We start from the raw sequence: 16,707 nt of genomic DNA, 5'->3' as shown, positions 1-16,707 counted from the left end.
CCGGACCCGGCACACCCCCTACCCCGGTAGCACCTCACGGTTGGCTCCCCGGTGTGACGCCCTCCGGGGCGTCCTCTTCCTACCTTCTGCTCCGTCGCACCGTCCGGTGCGACGGAACGGAAGGAGGGGCGGATGCGCCGGTACGCGAGGACTCTGGTGGCGGTGGCGCTGGCGGCCACCGTGGCGGCGGGGACCGCCGGCTGGGCGTCGGGGAGTGGGCAGGTGGCCGTCAGCGGGCCGCCGCCGGGCAGCGCGTCCTGGCGCGCCGACGAGGTACGGGGACGGGCGCTGCCCGACCCCGAGAGCGCCACGCCCGGCCAAGTGGCGGCTTTCTTCGCCGCGTTGACCCCCGCACAGCAGCAGGCGCTCGTGGTACGGCACCCTTCGGTGACCGGCAACCTCCCCGGCGTACCGCTGGAACTGCGCTACCGGGCCAACGCCCTTGCCCTGAAGGCGAGTACTGATCCCCGTTACCGGTCGCTCGCCGAACCGGGGCGCCGGATACTCGCGTTCGACCCGCGCGGTCGCGGGCTGGTGGCCGAGGTGTTCGGCGATCTACGGACGGCCCGGCACGTGGGGGTCGTGGTGCCCGGGTCGGACATCGACGCGGGGACGTTCGACCGGGACAGCGATCCGTACGGCACCCCTGCCGGGATGGCGCTCTCGCTCCGGGACGCGACGGGTCCGGACACCGCCGTGATCGCCTGGGCCGGGTACACCACGCCGGTCGGGGTCGGGTGGGACGCGGCCACCGGAGAGCTGGCGGAGGTCGGCGCGGACCGGCTGGCCCGGTTCACGGACGGGCTGGCGGCGGACGGTCTCCCGACGCCCGCCGTGTTCTGCCACAGCTACGGCTCGGTGGTCTGCGGGCTCGCCGCGCACCGGCTGCACGCCGCCGACCTGGTGGTGCTCGGCTCCCCCGGGATGCGCGCGGGCAGTGTCGGCGCGCTCTCCACCACCGCCCGGGTGTGGGCGGCGAAGGACCCCACCGACTGGATCGACGACGTGCCGAACGTCGAGTTCGCCGGGCTCGGCCACGGCACGGATCCGACCGACCCGGGCTTCGGCGCCCGCCGGGTCCCGGCCCGCGAAGCCGTGGGCCACACCGGCTACTTCGCCCCCGGCACGGACTCGCTCCGCGCCTTCGCCGCCATCGTCACGGGCGACTTCGCCACGGCCGAGGTCGCCACCGAGGGGGTGACCCGATGACTCCCGCCGCGCTCGCCGCCCGCATCGAGTCCCGTACCCCCGCCCACCGCGACCGCGCGATCGACGGGATGCGCGCCCTGGCGCTGCTCGCCGTACCGACCGGGCACTGGTTGCTGGGCGGTTTCACCCGCGACGCCGACGGGGCCCTGCACAACGCGAGTCCGCTCTCCACCTTCGGGGCGCTCGCTCCGGCGAGCTGGGTGCTCCAGATGCTCGGGGTGTTCTTCCTGGTCGGCGGGTACGTCTCCGCCCTCTCCTACCGCCGCCGTCGGTCCACCGCCCGCGCCTGGCTGGGCGGCCGGCTCGCCCGGCTGGGCCGTCCCGTGCTCGGGGTGACGGCGGTCTGGGCGGTGCTCGCTCCGGTGCTGCACCTGTTCGGGGTACCCGGGGACACGCTGCGGACCGGGGCGACGCTGGTGGTCCAGCCGCTCTGGTTCGTCGGGGTCTATCTGGTGGTCACCGCGCTGACCCCGCTCTGTGTGCGGCTCGCGGAACGGATGGGCGGGTGGGCCGCCGCGCCGCTGCTGGGGGCGGTCGCCGTGGTCGACTTCCTGCGGTACGGGCCGTACGCGGACGCCGTGCCGTCCTGGCTGAGCCTGCTGAACATCCTGCCGGGGTGGCTCTTCGCGTACCAGCTCGGCGTGAGCTGGGGCACGGGCCGGATCGGGCGGCGCGGCGCGCGGTTCCTGCTGGTGGGCGGCACGGCGCTGTTCGCGGTGCTGCTGCTGGTCCTGCACTACCCGGCGTCGATGGTCGGCGTACCGGGCGTGGCACGCACCAACTCGCATCCGCCGTCGCTGCTGGTGCTTGCCCTGGCCGCCGCGCAGAGCGGTGCGGCGATCCTGCTGCGCGACCGGATCGGCCGGCTGCTGCGACGGCCCGCGCTCTGGGCGCCGGTGGTGGTCGTCAACCTGTCGGCGATGACGATCCTGTGCTGGCACCAGACGGCGCTGCTGGCCGCCGCCGTCCCGGCGTCCCTCGTGGGAGCCGGTGCCGTACCAGGCCTGACCACGGCCCCGGACAGCCTCGGCTGGATCGTGGCGCGGGTGCTGTGGCTGCCGGTCTGTGCCGGGCTGCTGGTGCTGATCGCCCGCTTCACGCGCCGCTTCGAGGCCCCGTGGCGCCGGGGCACCCGCACCACCAGGGCGCGCAACGCGGTGGTGGGGGTGCTCGCGGCGGGGTTCGCGGTGTTCGCGCTGGGGCTGGCGTGAGGGGTGCGGCACGGACGCCCGTACCTCGCGGGCGCGGGCGACCGTACCGTGCTGCCCTACTTCTCCCGGGCAGCCGCCGTGCTGCTCATGTCCGGGTAGCGGTCGCCCGCCACCTTGCCGGCGATCGGCTCCAGCTCGGCCAGCTCCTCGGGGCTGAGGACGATCCGGGTCGCGCCGACGTTCTCCAGCAGCCGGGTCGGCTTCCGGGTGCCGGGGATCGGTACGACGGTCAGGCCGTGCACCTGGGCGCGCTGGTGCACCCAGGCCAGCGCCACCTGCGCGGGGGTCGCCCCGTGCGCTGCGGCGATCCGGCGGACCGGCTCCAGCAGGGCCGCGTTGTTCTTCGCGTTGTCGCCCGTGAAGCGGGGCTGGTACTGCCGGAAGTCGTCCTTCCCCAGGTCCTTGCCGGCGTCCGCGAACGCCCCGGTCAGGAAGCCCCGGCCGAGCGGCGAGTACGGCACCAGCGTGACGCCCAGCTCGGCCGCCGCCGGTACCGCGCTCTGCTCCAGGTCCCGGCTGAAGAGCGACCACTCCGACTGGAGGGCGGCGATCGGATGCACCGCGTGCGCCTCGCGCAGCTCAGCGCCGGTCACCTCGCTCAGCCCGAGCTGCTTGACCTTGCCCTCCTTGATCAGTTCGGCCATCGCGCCGACGGACTCGGCGAACGGGACCTTCGGATCGTGGCGGTGCATGTAGTAGAGGTCGATCACGTCGGTGCCGAGGCGGCGCAGGCTCGCCTCGACCGCCTGCTTGATGTAGGCGGCGTCGTTGCGTACGGCCCGGTACTCGGGGTCGTCGCTCCGCTCGATGGCGAACTTGGTGGCCAGCGTGATCCGGTCGCGGTTGGTCCCGACGAAGGACGCGAGGAACTCCTCGTTGGCGCCGCGTCCGTAGATGTCGGCGGTGTCGAAGAGGGTGACCCCCGCGTCCAGCGCCGTGTGCAGGGTGTCGTGGGCGGCCATCTCGTCGGTGTCGCCGTAGAACTCGCTCATGCCCATGCAGCCGAGTCCCTGCACGCCGACCTGAGGTCCGTCCGCGCCGAGCTGCACGGTGGGAAGAGTGTTCTCCGTCATCAGCCACACGGCCTTTCCGGCGCCCGTCGGGCGCTCGCATAGAAGTCGATCTTGTAGTCGAGGACGGTGAGCGTCTCGTGGAGCTCCGCGATCCGGGCCCGCACGTCGCGCCGGGTCGCCTCCAGCAGCTCCTGCCGCTGGTCGAACGTGTGCTCGCCCTCACGCAGCAGTTCCGCGTACCGGACCATGTCGGCCACCGGCATCCCGGTCAGCCTGAGCTTTCCGACGAAGGCCAGCCAGTCGAGGTCCTTGTCGGTGAACCTGCGCTGTCCGGTCTGCGAGCGGTCCACGTGCGGCATCAGGCCGATCCGCTCGTACCAGCGCAGGGTGTGCGCGGTGAGCCCGGTGCGGGCGGCCACCTCGCTGATCGTGTACCGGACCGTGCGGCCCGGTGGGGAGACCTGCTGCGGTACGGGTCGTACGGACGTGCTCTGCGTCACCGTCATGACCTCAACGTTAGAACGTTGGAGTGCACTCCAAGCAAGTGGAATCGGGCGAGCACCCCACGAAGTCCCCACGAAGGCACCGCCCCCGCCGCGCGGGACCCCCTGCGGGGCGGGTCCCCGCTGCCTCTACCCTCGTCATCATGCAGAGTCTGGCGATGATCGAGAACTGGCCCGTCCCCACCGCGGCAGCCGCCGTCGTACGCGCGGACGGCACCGTCCTCGGCACGCACGGTGACACCGCGCACCGCTTCCCCCTGGCCTCGGTGTCGAAGCCGCTGGCGGCGTACGCGGCGCTCGTGGCGTACGAGGAGGGGGCCGTGGAGCTGGACGAGCCGGCCGGCCCGGAGGGTTCGACCGTCCGCCACCTGCTCGCCCACACCAGCGGCCTCGCCTTCGACGAGCACCGGGTGACCGCCCCGGCCGGTACGCGGCGGCTCTACTCGAACGCGGGCTTCGAGGTCCTCGGTGAGCACCTCGCGAAGGCGTCCGGCATCCCCTTCGCCGACTACGCCCGCGAGGCCGTGTTCGAACCGCTGGGGATGGCCTCGACCACGCTCGCCGGCTCGCCCGCCAAGGACGGCGTCTCGACCGTGGACGACCTGGCCCGTTTCGTCGCCGAGGTCCAGGCGCCCCGGCTGCTGGACCCGCGCACGGTCCTGGAGGCGCAGACCGTCGTGCACCCGGGGCTGAAGGGCGTACTGCCCGGGTACGGCCACCAGAACCCCAACGACTGGGGCCTCGGCTTCGAGATCCGGGACTCCAAGTCCCCGCACTGGACCGGTGCGGACTCCTCCCCCGCGACCTTCGGCCACTTCGGCCAGTCCGGCACGTTCCTCTGGATCGACCCGGCCGCGGGCCTGGCCTGTGTCGCCCTGACGGATCGCGCCTTCGGCCCCTGGGCGGCCGAGGTGTGGCCGCCCTTCACGGACGCCGTGCTGGCGGAGGCCGGCCGCTGAGCCATGCGCTCCGGCCCCGCGTGACAGGGCCGCCGAAAGGTCGCCGAGGGTAGAGGGAGGGAGCCTGCTGCCGGACCGACGAGGCGCATGGGTGCGGGCATCGCGAGGCCGCCTCCGGGGAGACGTGTGGACGCCACACGCGCGGGCACCCGACGCACGTGCCCCATTCCCGCTCACGCGCCCCGCTCACCGGCGCCCCCGATCGACGAGGACGGCTGTCCTGATGAGACGACCCCGCTTCAGATCCGTGCTCGGCGCGCTGTCCCTGCTCCTGTTACCGCTGGTCGGCGCGGCCTCCCCCGCGTCCGCGGCGGCGCGGACGGCCCCGGCGGACCCGACCTCCACCGTGCTGCCGATCACCTGGCACGCGGACATGGCCGTGGACTCCGTGCACCACAGGCTCTACATCGCCGACATCGTCACCAGTTCCGTGCTGGTGACCGATTTCGACGGCACGCTCCTCAAGACCCTCAACGGCAAGCCGGGCGCGGCGGACCTCGCCCTCTCACCCGACTCACGCACGCTGTACGTCGCGCTGAGCGGCGGCGACGCGATCGCCGCCGTCGACACCGGCACCTACCGGGAGAAGGCCCGTTACCCCACGGGTACCGGGACCGCCCCGAATCGCGTGGCTCTCGTCGGCTCCACCCTGTGGTTCAGCTACGGAGCCGACTGGGAGACCAACATCGGCTCCCTCACCCTGAGCGGCGCCACACCGAAGGTGCGTCTCGCGCAGGTACCGGAGAGCACCTGGGGCGGCCCGCCCATGTTGCTCGCCTCTCCGTCCGCGCCCGGCGTGCTCATCGCCGCCGAGCAGTACCTGTCGTCGTCCACGGTGACGGTGTACGACGTCACCTCGGGCAAGCCCGTCGTGACGACGACGCAGGACAACCCCGGGGGTATCGGCAGCATCTGGGACCTCGCGCTGAGCCCGGACGCCGGCACGCTCTTCGTCGTCGGAGGCGCCCCGTACAACCACCTGGCCTTCCGGCTGCGCGACCTCGCTCTCGTGCACACGTACCCCACGACCACCTACCCGACCGCCGCTTCGGTCTCGGTCACCGGCCAGATCGCGGCGGGCGTCGACAACGCCTACGGCCAGGACATCTACCTCTTCCGGCCCGGCGCCGACGCCCCGTCCCGGGTCATCGACCTGGAGCCGGGCACCGGATCGGAACTCCGTCCGCACGGTCTGATCTGGTCCCCGGACGGCTCCCGGCTGTTCGCGCTGACGCGTGACGATCCCGGGACCCTGGTGCTCCACGTGATCCCCGTGTGATCCCGTCGGCCGGGGCGGGGCCGTGGTCCGTGGGAACTCGGGTCCGGCCCCGGCCCGCCCCCGTGGAGACCGCCCGCCGGCCGTGGCGCCTCAGCTCCCCACGCCGACCGATCCCATGAACGCGGCCGGGTAGCGCTCGCCCCGCGCCGATCCCCGGGGGACCGCCTTCTCGATCCGGGCGAGGTCCTCGTCGGTGAGTTCCAGCGCGAGCGCGGGCAGCGCCTCCGCGAGCCGCTCGCGGCTGCGCGGGCCGACGAGCGGCACGATGTCGTCCCCCTGCGCGGCGACCCAGGCGATGGCCAGCTGCGCGACGGTGCACCCCTTGGCTTCGGCCACTTCGCGCAGGGCCTCCACGAGGGCGAGGTTGTGTTCCACGTTCCCGGCCCCGTAGCGCGGGCCGTGCACGCGGCTGTCGCCCGGTCCGGCGCTGTGACCAGCGGTCCAGTGCCCCGAGAGGAGGCCTCGGCTGAGAACTCCGTAGGCGGTCAGTCCGATCCCCAGCTCGCGCAGGACGGGCAGGACCTCGTCCTCGACCGCCCGCGAGAGGAGGGAGTACTCGATCTGGAGATCGGCCACCGGGTGCACGGCGTGGGCGCGGCGCACGGTGTCCGCGTCGACCTCGGAGAGCCCCAGATGGCGTACGTACCCGGCGTCGATCATCTCCTTGACGGCGCCCACTGTCTCCTCGATCGGCACCTCGGGGTCGAGCCTGGCCGGTCGGTAGACGTCGATGTGGTCGGTGCCCAGACGGGTCAGTGAGTGGGCGAGGAAGTTGCGCACCGCCTCGGGACGGCCGTCCGGCTTGCCGAATCCGTTGCCGGGCTTCATGAGCATGCCGAACTTGACGCTGAGCCGGTAGTCCTCCCGCTTCCGGCCGCGCAAGGCCTCGGCGAGGAGGAGTTCGTTGTGGCCGGTGCCGTAGAAGTCGCCGGTGTCGATCAGTGTGACGCCCGCGTCCAGCGCCGCGTGCACGGTGGCGATGCTCTCGTCGCGGTCGGACTCCCCGTAGGCGCCGGACATGGCCATCGCGCCCAGCCCCAGGGCGGAGACCGCCGGACCGTTGGTTCCCAGATGACGTCGCTGCATGACACTCTCCTCGATCGCTCGCCAGATCCACTCGACACGTCCAGCCTGCGCCCGCTCACCGCGATGTGGGAGAGGAGTCCTCATCCAGGGAGCGGCGCTCCCTGGATGGGCGCGTCCACCTCGGTTACAAAGGAAGTCATGAGCGAAGCCATGAGACGGGACGACCTCGCGGATTTCCTGCGCCGCCGCCGCGAGGCCCTACGGCCCGCCGAGGTCGGCCTCCCCGACGGCTCGCGGCGCCGCACCCCCGGTCTGCGCCGCGAGGAGGTGGCCATGCTCACGGGGGTGTCGGTGGACTACGTCGTACGCCTCGAACAGGGGCGCGGCAGCCGCCCCAGCCTTCAGCTGCTCACCGCGCTCGCCCGGGCGCTGCGGCTGAGCGACGACGAACGCGCCCACCTCTTCCACCTGGCGGGACACCAGCCGCCTCCGGCGGACGGCACGGCCCGGCTGGCACGGGCCGGGCTGATCCGCATGCTCGACCTGCTCGGGGACACCCCCGCCCTGGTCCTGTCCGACCTGGGCGAGGCGCTGGCCCAGAACCGGATGGCGCTCCTGCTGTACGGCGACCACACCGGCCTCTCGGGGCCCCGGCGCTACCTCGTGTACCGGTGGTTCACCGAGCCCGCCACCCGCGCGGTCCACCCGCCGGAGAAGCACGAACACCAGTCGCGCCAGTTCGTCGCGGACCTGCGGGCGGTCGCCGGCCGCCGGGGCGACGACCCTGCCGTCACCGACCTCGTCACCCACCTCAGCCACGCGAGCGGCGAGTTCCGCCGCCTGTGGGCCGAGCACGAGGTGGCCGTCCGACGGGCCGACCGCAAGGAGCTGTTTCATCCGCGGGTGGGCCGGCTGGTCCTGGACTGCGAGACCCTGGTGACCCTCGACCAGCGGCAGATGCTGCTCGTCCTCACCCCCGCCGACACCGAGACCCGCGAACGGCTGGAACTGCTGCGTGTGTTGGGTATCGAGAGCTTCCCGGTGAGCACGACGGGAGACTGACGGCCCGTCCGGGGCCGATCGGCACGGACTCGGCGCGCCTCGGCCCGACGGGCGGGCCTCCGTGCAGGATTCGGTGGGGCGGCGGTCCTCTCCGGGCGCGACCCGCCCGGCATCGCTCACCGCGTGGAGAGGCCCCGTCATGCACCTGTACGACGACCCGTTCCCGTTGTTCCCGCACCCAGGTCAGGACCGGGCGCCGGACGCGCCTTCGACGGCTTCCGCGCCAGGCTCAGCGCGGGTGGCGGCGTGAACGCGGCACCGGGCCAGGGCGCCTCCGAAGGCGGACGCTACGGAGAGGCGTACTTCCGCCCCGAGCAGGCGGGCGAGGGCGAGCGCATCGACTTCGGGGCCCTCGCCTACGACGACATCAGCCTCGCGCGACTGCGGGCGCTCGGCGCCGGACCCGGGTGGCGCTGCCTCGACGTGGGGGCGGGCACCGGCACGGTCTCCCGCCGGTTGCTGGGCGAGGCCGGGGTGGAGAGCGTGCTCGCCGTCGACCGCGACGTACGGTTCCTCGGCGAGCGGCCGGTACCCGGGCTCGACCTCCTGGAGGCCGACATCACCGCCCCGGGGTTCCTTTCCGGTCAGTACGACCCCGTCCAGTACGACCTCGTCCACGCGCGCTTCGTCCTGATACACCTGGCCGAGCACGAGAGCCTGATCACGTCACTGGCCGCGCTCGTGGCCCCGGGCGGGGTGCTGGTGCTCAGCGACGCGGTCGACCTGACGAGCGACGCCACGCCCGCGACCCCGTACACCGCGGCGATGCGGGCGATGTGGGAAGGGCTGCGGGCCACGATCGGCACCGACGTCTCCTGGGTGCCGTCCTACCCGCGACTGCTGCGCGGGGCGGGGCTTGAACCCGTCGCCGCCGAGATCCACGTACCGCCGCTCCAGCCGGACAGCCCCATCAGCCGCTTCTGGGCGGACACCTGGGAACGCAGCCGCCCCGCGATGGTCGCCACCGGCCTGGTGGACGGGGCGGGCATCGACGCGGCGATCCGGTACCTGGTCTCCGACGAGTGCGCCGCGCTGTCGGCCGGGATGCTCACGGCATGGGGGTGGAAGCCCGAGGAGCGTGCTTCCGGTACCTGACCGGCGGGCCGCGACAACACCGCCCGGCAGAGCGCCTGTCGAGGCGGCGGCACATCCGCCAAGTTCCCTCCCGCCGTCGATGTCAGTACCCCGGTATACGGTGCTGTGCGGTTGAGGCCGGACGGAGATCGCGAGGGACTCGCGGCCATGGGGGGTGGGTTGCACAGGCCCCGGCTCCGGCTCGGGACTGGAAACATCTTGCCCATCACCACCCCCCACACTCCGCCCCGCTTCCCCGTCGCACGGTTCAGGGATGCCGGGGCGCCATCCACCGGGCCAGAGGTCAGCCGCTCCCGGCCGCACCTCCCCCGGGGGCCAGACATTCGAACCACACCGTCTTGCCGCCACCGTCCTCCCGCACCTCAACGCCCCACTTGTCGGCGACGGCGGCGACCAGCAGCAACCCTCTGCCGCCCTCGTCGAGCGCGTCACGCACGGTCGCCGTGGGCAGTTCGGGACTGCCGTCGGTGACCTCCACACGCACCCCCTCGTCGCCCAGCAAGTACATGCAGATCTGGCAGTGGCGATCGGGCACGTGCCGGACGACGTTCGCGATCAGCTCGGTGAGCGCGAGTTCGGCCGCGCCGGCCACGTCGAGAAGACCCCGGTCGACGAGGTAGAGCCGCAGGATGCGGCGGAGATGCCGGGCGGAGTGCTCGCCCATCGTGAAGTCTGCGTGGTACACGGGTTCCCTGAGGACGGGCGAGGTCTCCCCGCCTTCGGACCGCAGGACAGTTACGTGATTCATGTCACCAGCGTGCAGCGCTCCGACTACGCTCGGCTACGTACTGAAACGAACGCCGTCAGGCGTTGTACGCCGGAGGTCCCCCCGTGGCCAACATCCAGACGCTCGACCCCAGCACCTCACCGCTGGCCTACTACGGCTGGGAGTTGCGCCGTCAGCGCGAGGCCGCGAACCTCAAACAGGGCCAGCTCGGAGCCATCATCTTCTGTACGGGGTCACTGATCGGCCAGATCGAGACCGCGCGGAAGGTCCCCACCCGGGACTTCTCGGAGCGGCTGGACGCGGCCCTCGGCACGGGCGGGCTGTTCTCCAGGCTGATCGGTCTGGTGCTGCGCAGCCAACTGCCGACGTGGTTCCAGGCGTACGCGGAGATGGAGTCGCGGGCGACGTACATCTCCACCTACCAGTCACAGGTGGTGTACGGACTCCTCCAGACCGAGGAGTACGCGCGGGCGGTCCTGGCGACCGGCATGCCCGAGGACTTGGACGGCCTGCTGGCGGCGAGGATGGAGCGCCAACGCATCCTGGAGCGGGAGCAGCCGCCGCTCGCTTGGGTCATCCTGGACGAGGCGGTGCTCACCCGCCCGATCGGAGGGCGTCGGGTCATGCGAAGCCAACTCGCCAAGTTGTTGGATCTCATCAGCCAACGCTGGATGCGCATCCAGGTGCTGCCCTTCGCAGCAGGCGAACATGCCGGCCTGGACGGGGCGTTCAATCTCCTTCGCTTCGACGACGATCCGGACATCATCTACACGGAAGACCTCATCTCCGGCCACATGACCGCCAGCTCCGAGACCGTCCGAGAGGCATCGCTCCGATACGCTCACCTGCAAGCCTCCGCTCTTTCCATCGAGGAGTCGGCAGCGCTGATCTGCCGCGTAATGAAGGAGCGTTATGGAGCTGGGACCGGGTCCGAGGAGCTCGCCATGGCGTAAATCCAGCTACAGCGGCAGCACTGGCGGCGACTGCCTCGAAGTGGCCGACGGCTGCCTCACCGGCTCCGTACCGGTCCGCGACAGCAAGGTCCCGGACGGTCCGGTCGTGACCGTCGGCCCGGTCGCCTGGCAGGCGTTCGTGGACGGGCTCCGGTAGTCGAGCCCTCACTTCAACCCGCGTCAGCAACCATCTGGGTGGCCCTGCGCCCGGCGTCCGACCTCGTCCGAACGGCACGCCCCCGCACTCTCCAGCACCGCGACCGTCTCCGGCCAGGGCCCGGCCATCGCCCATTCGAGGGGCGTCCGCCCGGTGCCGTGGTCCTCACGGAGATCCGGAACCGCGCCTGCGGCCAGGAGCGCGCGTACGACATCCGAGTGTCCCCAACAGGCCGCTGCGCACAGGGGTGTTCCCTCACTGCCGGGGCCGCCGCTCTCGGTGTCCGGGGCGGCACCGGCCCGCAGGAGGATGCCGACCGCCTCCGCGTCGCCCTGGACCGCCGCCGCGTAGAGCGGTGTGGTGCCGTCCGAGTCGGCCGTCCTCGGGTCGGCTCCGGCGCGCAGCAGGGTGCGGACCCGTGCCGCGTTACCGGTAGAGGCCGCTCCGACCAGATCCCTGGACAGTTTCTTGGACCGTCTGCGCTTCATGGGCGCGGAGCATAGCGAAGCGCCCCGGCCGGCTCGCCCACGAAGTCACCAGGCGGTGGAACGACTTGGGCGCCGGCCACCCACGCCGCGACCGGTCTTCTCCCCCGCCGGCCTCGCGCGAAGAGCGAGCGGGACGCCGGAGCTACTGTCCCCGGAACCTTCGCGAGTCCTGGTCCCGGGTACGCGCGACCCGTGCCGCGCCGTGACCGCTCCTGATTCGGCCACGGCGCGCGCTCTGCGCACTTGCCGCCGGGCACCTCGGCGCGACACGGTCACAGGGCGACTGCACGCGATCGATTCGTTGCCGTCCTCCTGCCCGCTCGACTCCTCCACCGGAAGGCACCCCGTGTCCCGCGTCCTCCTCGACCCCCGCGCGGACCTGCGTGAGCAGGCCACAGCGCTCCACGCGTACGGCAGCGTCGTTCCCGCCCAGTGGCCGGGAGGCGTCGACTGCTGGGCCGTGGTCGGCTACGACGAACTGGAAACGGTGCTGAGCGACCCGTTGTTCTCGCGGTCCCCGCTGCACTTCCGGGCGCTGCGGGACGGGGAGATCCCGCCGGACTGGCCCATGACCGACCATCTGAACCGGCAGTGGATGCTCACCGCCGACGGTGCGGACCACACCCGGCTCCGGCGTACGGCGGTCTCGGCCTTCACTCCCGGGCGCATCCGTCGGCTGCGGCCGGAGGTGGAGAGCGCCGTCGGCCGGCTGCTCGCCGGGCTGCTCGCGGCCGGGCGCCCCTTCGACCTGCGGGCGGATTTCGCGCTCCCGCTGGCGTTGGACGTGCTCTGCTCGCTCCTCGGTGTCCCGGCGGCGGAACGTGCGGCGGCAAGTTCCCTGGTGCACCGCGCCCTCTCCCGGGCGGCTCTCACCCCGGACGAGTCCCGCCGGCTGAGTGCCGAGATCCGTGGGTTTCTCGGAGACCTCCTGGAACGTCCGGACGGGTCGGGCGGCCTGGTGGCGGATCTCGCCCGGTCCGTGGAGACCGGCGCGCTGACCCGGCAGGAGGCGCAGGACACCCTCTGGCTCTTCCTCGCCGCCGGATTCGACACGACGGTCGCCGCTCTCGTCAACGCCGTCCGGGCCCTGCTGGGCCATCCCGACCGGTTGCGAGGTGTCCTGGGCGGTGAGGTGTCCTGGGAGGACGTGGTGGAGGAGGCCCTGCGGTACGACTCCAGCGTCTTCGCCCTGCCCTTCGCCTTCCCCCGCCGGGACGTGACGCTGGGCGGGCAGCGGGTCCGCGAGGGCGACGCCCTTCTGCTCTGTTACACGGCCGCCAACCTGGACCCCCGCCGTACCGCCGGGGACCGGTTCACCGGGAGCGCGCCGCCACGCCACCTCGCCTTCGGGCGCGGCCCCCACTACTGTCTCGGCGCCCCGCTCGCCCGCCTTCAGCTGCGGACCGCCCTCGCCGGACTGTTCACCTTCTTCCCCCACCTGCGGGCAACCGCCCGGCCTGGGCCGCCCATCGCGTCACTGACCATCAACTCCCCCCAGAGTTTGCTGGTTTCGGATGCCCCCTGCCCGGTGGCCGGGCACAGCGGTTCCCATGACGACCCGGCCCGGTGGGGAGAACCCGTTCTCTGTCCGGGCGCCGCGGGTTGACCTCACCCACGGCCCCGGTTCCGGTCTTCCGTCGGCGATCTTCAGACGCTGGTGGCGACAGCCGTACGAGAACACCGCGGGCCGCTGGATCGCCCGGGACCATCGGCGGGACGCGGGGGCGTCACTCCCCCGTCACGACCACCTTGAGCCCGTCCAGGGACTCCCGCAGGAAGTCGACCAGCGGGCGGCCCCCGTCCCCGGCCACCCAGCCTTCGAAACCGACCTTGAAGACCGCGAGCCCCGCCTCGGCGGTGAGGCTCGCGGCGGGGTCCGGTACGCCTCGTTCGCGGAGGGTCACGGCCAGCGCGGCAGACAGGTTGGCGAGCTTGATGAGTTCACGCTCGCGCAGTTCGGCGCTGGACACGATGACGGCCTGACGCTGCCGGGCGAACGCGTGGCGGTCGGCGAAGAACGCGCCGACGCTCTCCAGCGCCGAGGCCATCGCGTCGATCGGGGTGGCCGTGGCCGGGGCGGCCACGAGGGCGTCCACGAAGGCGTGTTCGAGCAGGGGCGCACCCCCGAACAGGACTTCGCGCTTGTCCGCGTAGTGGCGGAAGAACGTCCGCTCGGTGAGCCCGGCGCGGGCGGCGATCTGCGCTGCGGTGGTCCGGTCGAACCCGTGCTCGCCGTAAAGCTCCATCGCCGCCTGTTCCAGACGTTCGCGCGCGTTCGGTTGCCATCTGCCCATGCCGCGATCCTACGCGACGACAGTGCCTGACATCGACGCGATGACAGCACCTGACATCAGGTGTACCGTGACAATCATGACGACAGTCACTGACATCGATTCGTCCCGGCACCAGCCCTCTGGAGGCTCTCCCATGCGTGTATTCGTCACCGGCGCGTCCGGCTGGATCGGCTCGGCAGTCGTTCCGGAGCTCGTAGCCGCAGGTCACCAGGTGATCGGGCTCGCCCGCTCGGACGATGCCGCCGACGCGCTCGCCAAGGCGGGCGCCGAGGTGCGGCGCGGCTCGCTCGACGACCTCGGCGTCCTGCGCGACACGGCCGCCGAGGCGGACGGCGTGATCCACCTCGCGTTCAGGCACGACTTGGCGTTCAGCGGCAGGTTCGGGGCCGCCGCCGAGGCGGACCGTCTCGCCATCGACGCCTTCGGCGAGGCGCTCGCAGGTTCGGCCCGTCCCCTGGTCATCGCCTCCGGGATTCTCGGCCTGGCCCCCGGCCGGGTCGCCACCGAGGCGGACGGGCAGCCGCCCACCGAAGGAGGCGCGGAAGGCGCGGGTGTTCCGGCGACGGGACCGGCGAGTCGGCTGACCAACGCCCACGCGACCCTCGCCCTCGCGGAGCGGAACGTCCGCGCCTGCGTCCTCCGTCTGCCGCCGACCGTGCACGGCGACGGCGACCACGGCTTCCTCGCCGCGATCGTGGCCACCGCCCGCGCGAAGGGGGTCTCCGGGTACGTCGGTGACGGCACCCAGCGCTGGCCCGCCGTGCACCGGGACGACGCCGCGCGCCTCTTCCGCCTCGCGCTGGAAGGCGCACCGGCGGGCTCGACCCTGCACGCCGTCGCCGACGAGGGGGTGCCGATCCGGGCGGTGGCGGAGGTGATCGGCGATCACCTCGGCTTGCCCGTGGTCCCGGTCGAACCGGCCGACGCCGCCGAGCACTTCGCCTGGCTCGCCGACCTCCTCGCCCTCGACAGCCCGGCCACCGGAGAGCGCACCCGCGCCCTGCTGGGTTGGCGGCCGACCGGCCCCGGTCTCCTCGAAGACCTGGGCCGGGGCCACTACTTCAGGACACCCGCCGCCTGACGGGCGGGCCGGCGGCGGGCCCCGTCAGCCCGCCAGCTCCCAGACCAGCACCTGGGCCGGGCTCTCCGCCCGCAGTTCCAGCCCCTCGGCCCCGGTGATCCGGGCCGAGTCGCCCGGCCCGAGGCGTTCGCCGCCGAGGTCCACCTCGCCGCCCACCACGTGGACGTACGCCCGCACCGCGTCCGGGACCGCCGCGCGCTCGCCCGGCGCGAGCCGGCGTACGTGCAGCATCGCCCCGGCCGCGGGCAGGGCGTACGGGGTGGAGTCGGCGATGCCGGGGACGACGGTGTACGCGGGCTCGCCGCCGGCCTCCAGCGGCGCCAGCCACATCTGGAGGAACACCAGAGGCACGTCTCCGTCGTTGCGTTCGACGTGCCGGACCCCGGCCGCCGCGCTGAGGTGCTGGACGTCACCGGGGCGCACCACCCGGGTGTGACCGGCGGAATCGCGGTGGGTGAGCTCGCCCTCGACCACCCACGTGACGATCTCGGTGTGGCTGTGAGGGTGTTCGTCGAAGCCCGCGCCGGGGGCGAGCCGCTCCTCGTTGCAGGCGAGGATCGCGCCGAAGCGCAGGTTGTCGGGGTCGTAGAAGGAGCCGAAGGAGAAGGCGTGCCGGGACTCGGTCCCCGCCGCCCGGTCCCCGCCCTCGTACCGGCTCTGCGCGCGGTGTACGGACATCACGCCCCCACCGTAGCCGGGCGCCGGAAGGCCGCCCCGCCCCGGAATGGCCGGAACCCGGCCGTACGACGACGTCCCCGGGGCCCCGCACCCGCCCCGCCCCTCCGCCCCTCTGCCCGGATAAGGCAGTCTTGTCTCCGTGCCCCGACCCGATCCCGCGCAGCGCGCCGCCAAAGACGCCCATCTGCATGCCGCGACCCTGAAACGGCTGGAGCAGTCCTCCGGCCGGCTGTCGGCGAACGCCATCGCCCGCATGGACGAGATGCTGCCGTGGTACCGGGCGATGCCCCCGGAGAACCGGTCCTGGATCGGTCTGGTGGCGCAGGCGGGCATCGCGGCTTTCACCGAATGGTTCCGGCATCCGGAGACCCCGCAGGCGATCTCCACCGATGTCTTCGGTACGGCCCCGCGCGAGCTGACCAGGGCGATCACCCTGCGGCAGACGGTCGAGATGGTCCGTACGACGATCGAGGTCATGGAAGCGGCGATCGACGAGGTCGCCGCACCGGGTGACGAGTCGGTACTGCGTGAGGCCCTGCTCGTCTACGCCCGGGAGATCGCCTTCGCGACCGCCCAGGTGTACGCGCAGGCGGCCGAGGCGCGCGGCGCGTGGGACGCCCGGCTCGAATCGCTCGTGGTCAACGCGGTCCTGTCCGGCGAGGCGGACGAGGGGGCGATCTCCCGGGCCGCCGCCCTCGGCTGGAACTCCCCCGAGCACGTCTGCGTGATCCTGGGTACCGCCCCGGACGGCGACAGCGAGCTGACGGTCGAGGCCATCCGGCGCGCGGCGCGGGGCTCCAAGGTGCAGGTGCTGACCGGAGTGCTGGGCAATCGCCTGGTGGTCATCGCGGGCGGCAGCGACAACCCGCTCCAGGTCGCGAGGGGCCTGATCGGCCCGTACGCGGCCGGTCCGGTCGTCGCCGGACCGGTGGTGCCCGACCTGCTGGCGGCGACCCGGTCCGCGCAGGCGGC

At 72.7% G+C, this 16,707-nt stretch carries 18 protein-coding genes; 11 read left to right on the top strand and 7 right to left on the bottom strand.

The window, feature by feature from the left end; translation table 11 throughout:
• The first annotated feature begins 132 nt into the window (after positions 1 to 132).
• Both ACWD3D_RS11200 and ACWD3D_RS11195 read left to right on the top strand, forming a co-directional pair.
• Positions 133 to 1,209: an alpha/beta hydrolase gene (locus ACWD3D_RS11200; protein WP_451460628.1), complete on the top strand. Its 1,077-nt coding sequence runs from the start codon at positions 133 to 135 to the stop codon at positions 1,207 to 1,209.
• The gene (locus ACWD3D_RS11195) at positions 1,206 to 2,420 is read left to right on the top strand and encodes an acyltransferase family protein (RefSeq protein ID WP_451460627.1); all 1,215 of its coding nucleotides are present in this window, start codon (positions 1,206 to 1,208) and stop codon (positions 2,418 to 2,420) included. Before ACWD3D_RS11200 ends, ACWD3D_RS11195 begins: the two co-directional genes overlap by 4 nt.
• Before the next feature lie 56 nt (positions 2,421 to 2,476).
• On the opposite strand, the gene ACWD3D_RS11190 is transcribed toward ACWD3D_RS11195, so the two are convergent.
• Both ACWD3D_RS11190 and ACWD3D_RS11185 read right to left on the bottom strand, forming a co-directional pair.
• The gene (locus tag ACWD3D_RS11190) at positions 2,477 to 3,493 is read right to left on the bottom strand and encodes an aldo/keto reductase (protein WP_451460626.1); all 1,017 of its coding nucleotides are present in this window, start codon (positions 3,491 to 3,493) and stop codon (positions 2,477 to 2,479) included.
• Positions 3,493 to 3,939, bottom strand: coding sequence for a MerR family transcriptional regulator (locus ACWD3D_RS11185; RefSeq protein ID WP_451460625.1), 447 nt, complete (start codon positions 3,937 to 3,939; stop codon positions 3,493 to 3,495). Before ACWD3D_RS11185 ends, ACWD3D_RS11190 begins: the two co-directional genes overlap by 1 nt.
• A 140-nt stretch (positions 3,940 to 4,079) precedes the next feature.
• Between ACWD3D_RS11185 and ACWD3D_RS11180 the strand changes: the two genes are divergently transcribed.
• Complete coding sequence (locus tag ACWD3D_RS11180) at positions 4,080 to 4,895, top strand: serine hydrolase domain-containing protein (protein ID WP_451460624.1); 816 nt, start codon at positions 4,080 to 4,082, stop codon at positions 4,893 to 4,895.
• A 223-nt stretch (positions 4,896 to 5,118) separates the two neighbouring features.
• Positions 5,119 to 6,174 (top strand): YncE family protein, encoded by a 1,056-nt coding sequence (locus ACWD3D_RS11175; RefSeq protein ID WP_451460623.1) that lies wholly within the window; start codon positions 5,119 to 5,121, stop codon positions 6,172 to 6,174.
• 90 nt (positions 6,175 to 6,264) lie between these two features.
• Here ACWD3D_RS11175 and ACWD3D_RS11170 read toward each other — a convergent pair whose 3' ends face one another.
• On the bottom strand, positions 6,265 to 7,260 hold the full coding sequence (locus tag ACWD3D_RS11170) for an aldo/keto reductase (RefSeq protein WP_451460622.1): 996 nt from the start codon (positions 7,258 to 7,260) through the stop codon (positions 6,265 to 6,267).
• Positions 7,261 to 7,410: 150 nt separating this feature from the next.
• On the opposite strand from ACWD3D_RS11170, the gene ACWD3D_RS11165 reads away from it, so the two are divergent.
• Complete coding sequence (locus tag ACWD3D_RS11165) at positions 7,411 to 8,262, top strand: helix-turn-helix transcriptional regulator (RefSeq protein ID WP_451460638.1); 852 nt, start codon at positions 7,411 to 7,413, stop codon at positions 8,260 to 8,262.
• 246 nt (positions 8,263 to 8,508) lie between these two features.
• On the top strand, positions 8,509 to 9,357 hold the full coding sequence (locus ACWD3D_RS11160; RefSeq protein ID WP_451460621.1) for a class I SAM-dependent methyltransferase: 849 nt from the start codon (positions 8,509 to 8,511) through the stop codon (positions 9,355 to 9,357).
• Positions 9,358 to 9,640: 283 nt separating this feature from the next.
• Here ACWD3D_RS11160 and ACWD3D_RS11155 read toward each other — a convergent pair whose 3' ends face one another.
• The gene (locus tag ACWD3D_RS11155; RefSeq protein ID WP_451460620.1) at positions 9,641 to 10,105 is read right to left on the bottom strand and encodes an ATP-binding protein; all 465 of its coding nucleotides are present in this window, start codon (positions 10,103 to 10,105) and stop codon (positions 9,641 to 9,643) included.
• Between the two features lie 83 nt (positions 10,106 to 10,188).
• Between ACWD3D_RS11155 and ACWD3D_RS11150 the strand changes: the two genes are divergently transcribed.
• Together ACWD3D_RS11150 and ACWD3D_RS11145 are read left to right on the top strand one after the other, a co-directional pair.
• Positions 10,189 to 11,037, top strand: coding sequence for a helix-turn-helix domain-containing protein (locus tag ACWD3D_RS11150; protein WP_451460619.1), 849 nt, complete (start codon positions 10,189 to 10,191; stop codon positions 11,035 to 11,037).
• Entirely contained in the window at positions 10,997 to 11,194 is a 198-nt protein-coding gene (locus tag ACWD3D_RS11145) for a DUF397 domain-containing protein (protein WP_451460618.1), read from the top strand. The genes ACWD3D_RS11150 and ACWD3D_RS11145 overlap by 41 nt, the downstream gene beginning before the upstream one ends.
• A gap of 23 nt (positions 11,195 to 11,217) precedes the next feature.
• Here ACWD3D_RS11145 and ACWD3D_RS11140 read toward each other — a convergent pair whose 3' ends face one another.
• A complete protein-coding gene (locus ACWD3D_RS11140; protein ID WP_451460617.1) occupies positions 11,218 to 11,682 on the bottom strand; it encodes an ankyrin repeat domain-containing protein in 465 nt (154 codons plus the stop codon).
• Between the two features lie 346 nt (positions 11,683 to 12,028).
• Between ACWD3D_RS11140 and ACWD3D_RS11135 the strand changes: the two genes are divergently transcribed.
• Positions 12,029 to 13,288: a cytochrome P450 gene (locus tag ACWD3D_RS11135; RefSeq protein WP_451460616.1), complete on the top strand. Its 1,260-nt coding sequence runs from the start codon at positions 12,029 to 12,031 to the stop codon at positions 13,286 to 13,288.
• Between the two features lie 121 nt (positions 13,289 to 13,409).
• Here ACWD3D_RS11135 and ACWD3D_RS11130 read toward each other — a convergent pair whose 3' ends face one another.
• On the bottom strand, positions 13,410 to 13,976 hold the full coding sequence (locus ACWD3D_RS11130; protein WP_451460615.1) for a TetR family transcriptional regulator: 567 nt from the start codon (positions 13,974 to 13,976) through the stop codon (positions 13,410 to 13,412).
• Positions 13,977 to 14,109: 133 nt separating this feature from the next.
• On the opposite strand from ACWD3D_RS11130, the gene ACWD3D_RS11125 reads away from it, so the two are divergent.
• On the top strand, positions 14,110 to 15,057 hold the full coding sequence (locus ACWD3D_RS11125; RefSeq protein ID WP_451460614.1) for an SDR family oxidoreductase: 948 nt from the start codon (positions 14,110 to 14,112) through the stop codon (positions 15,055 to 15,057).
• Positions 15,058 to 15,081: 24 nt separating this feature from the next.
• Here the strand turns inward: ACWD3D_RS11125 and ACWD3D_RS11120 are convergent, their stop codons facing one another.
• Positions 15,082 to 15,738, bottom strand: coding sequence for a pirin family protein (locus tag ACWD3D_RS11120; protein ID WP_451460613.1), 657 nt, complete (start codon positions 15,736 to 15,738; stop codon positions 15,082 to 15,084).
• A 136-nt stretch (positions 15,739 to 15,874) separates the two neighbouring features.
• Between ACWD3D_RS11120 and ACWD3D_RS11115 the strand changes: the two genes are divergently transcribed.
• On the top strand, positions 15,875 to 16,707 hold an 833-nt coding region (locus tag ACWD3D_RS11115), incomplete at its 3' end, for a PucR family transcriptional regulator (RefSeq protein WP_451460612.1).

It is taken from the genome of Streptomyces sp. NPDC002690 (assembly GCF_053592415.1).
The sequence above is the reverse complement of the archived record's forward strand: the minus strand, read 5'-3'. Positions and strand labels throughout refer to the sequence as shown.

Excerpts from the sequence above, each read along its gene's own strand:
- ACWD3D_RS11200 (WP_451460628.1), top strand. The coding sequence starts at position 133 with ATGCGCCGGTACGCGAGGACTCTGGTGGCGGTGGCGCTGGCGGCCACC.
- ACWD3D_RS11195 (WP_451460627.1), top strand. The coding sequence starts at position 1,206 with ATGACTCCCGCCGCGCTCGCCGCCCGCATCGAGTCCCGTACCCCCGCC.
- ACWD3D_RS11190 (WP_451460626.1), bottom strand. The coding sequence starts at position 3,493 with ATGACGGAGAACACTCTTCCCACCGTGCAGCTCGGCGCGGACGGACCT.
- ACWD3D_RS11185 (WP_451460625.1), bottom strand. The coding sequence starts at position 3,939 with ATGACGGTGACGCAGAGCACGTCCGTACGACCCGTACCGCAGCAGGTC.
- ACWD3D_RS11180 (WP_451460624.1), top strand. The coding sequence starts at position 4,080 with ATGCAGAGTCTGGCGATGATCGAGAACTGGCCCGTCCCCACCGCGGCA.
- ACWD3D_RS11175 (WP_451460623.1), top strand. The coding sequence starts at position 5,119 with ATGAGACGACCCCGCTTCAGATCCGTGCTCGGCGCGCTGTCCCTGCTC.
- ACWD3D_RS11170 (WP_451460622.1), bottom strand. The coding sequence starts at position 7,260 with ATGCAGCGACGTCATCTGGGAACCAACGGTCCGGCGGTCTCCGCCCTG.
- ACWD3D_RS11165 (WP_451460638.1), top strand. The coding sequence starts at position 7,411 with ATGAGACGGGACGACCTCGCGGATTTCCTGCGCCGCCGCCGCGAGGCC.
- ACWD3D_RS11155 (WP_451460620.1), bottom strand. The coding sequence starts at position 10,105 with ATGAATCACGTAACTGTCCTGCGGTCCGAAGGCGGGGAGACCTCGCCC.
- ACWD3D_RS11145 (WP_451460618.1), top strand. The coding sequence starts at position 10,997 with ATGGAGCTGGGACCGGGTCCGAGGAGCTCGCCATGGCGTAAATCCAGC.
- ACWD3D_RS11140 (WP_451460617.1), bottom strand. The coding sequence starts at position 11,682 with ATGAAGCGCAGACGGTCCAAGAAACTGTCCAGGGATCTGGTCGGAGCG.
- ACWD3D_RS11130 (WP_451460615.1), bottom strand. The coding sequence starts at position 13,976 with ATGGGCAGATGGCAACCGAACGCGCGCGAACGTCTGGAACAGGCGGCG.
- ACWD3D_RS11125 (WP_451460614.1), top strand. The coding sequence starts at position 14,110 with ATGCGTGTATTCGTCACCGGCGCGTCCGGCTGGATCGGCTCGGCAGTC.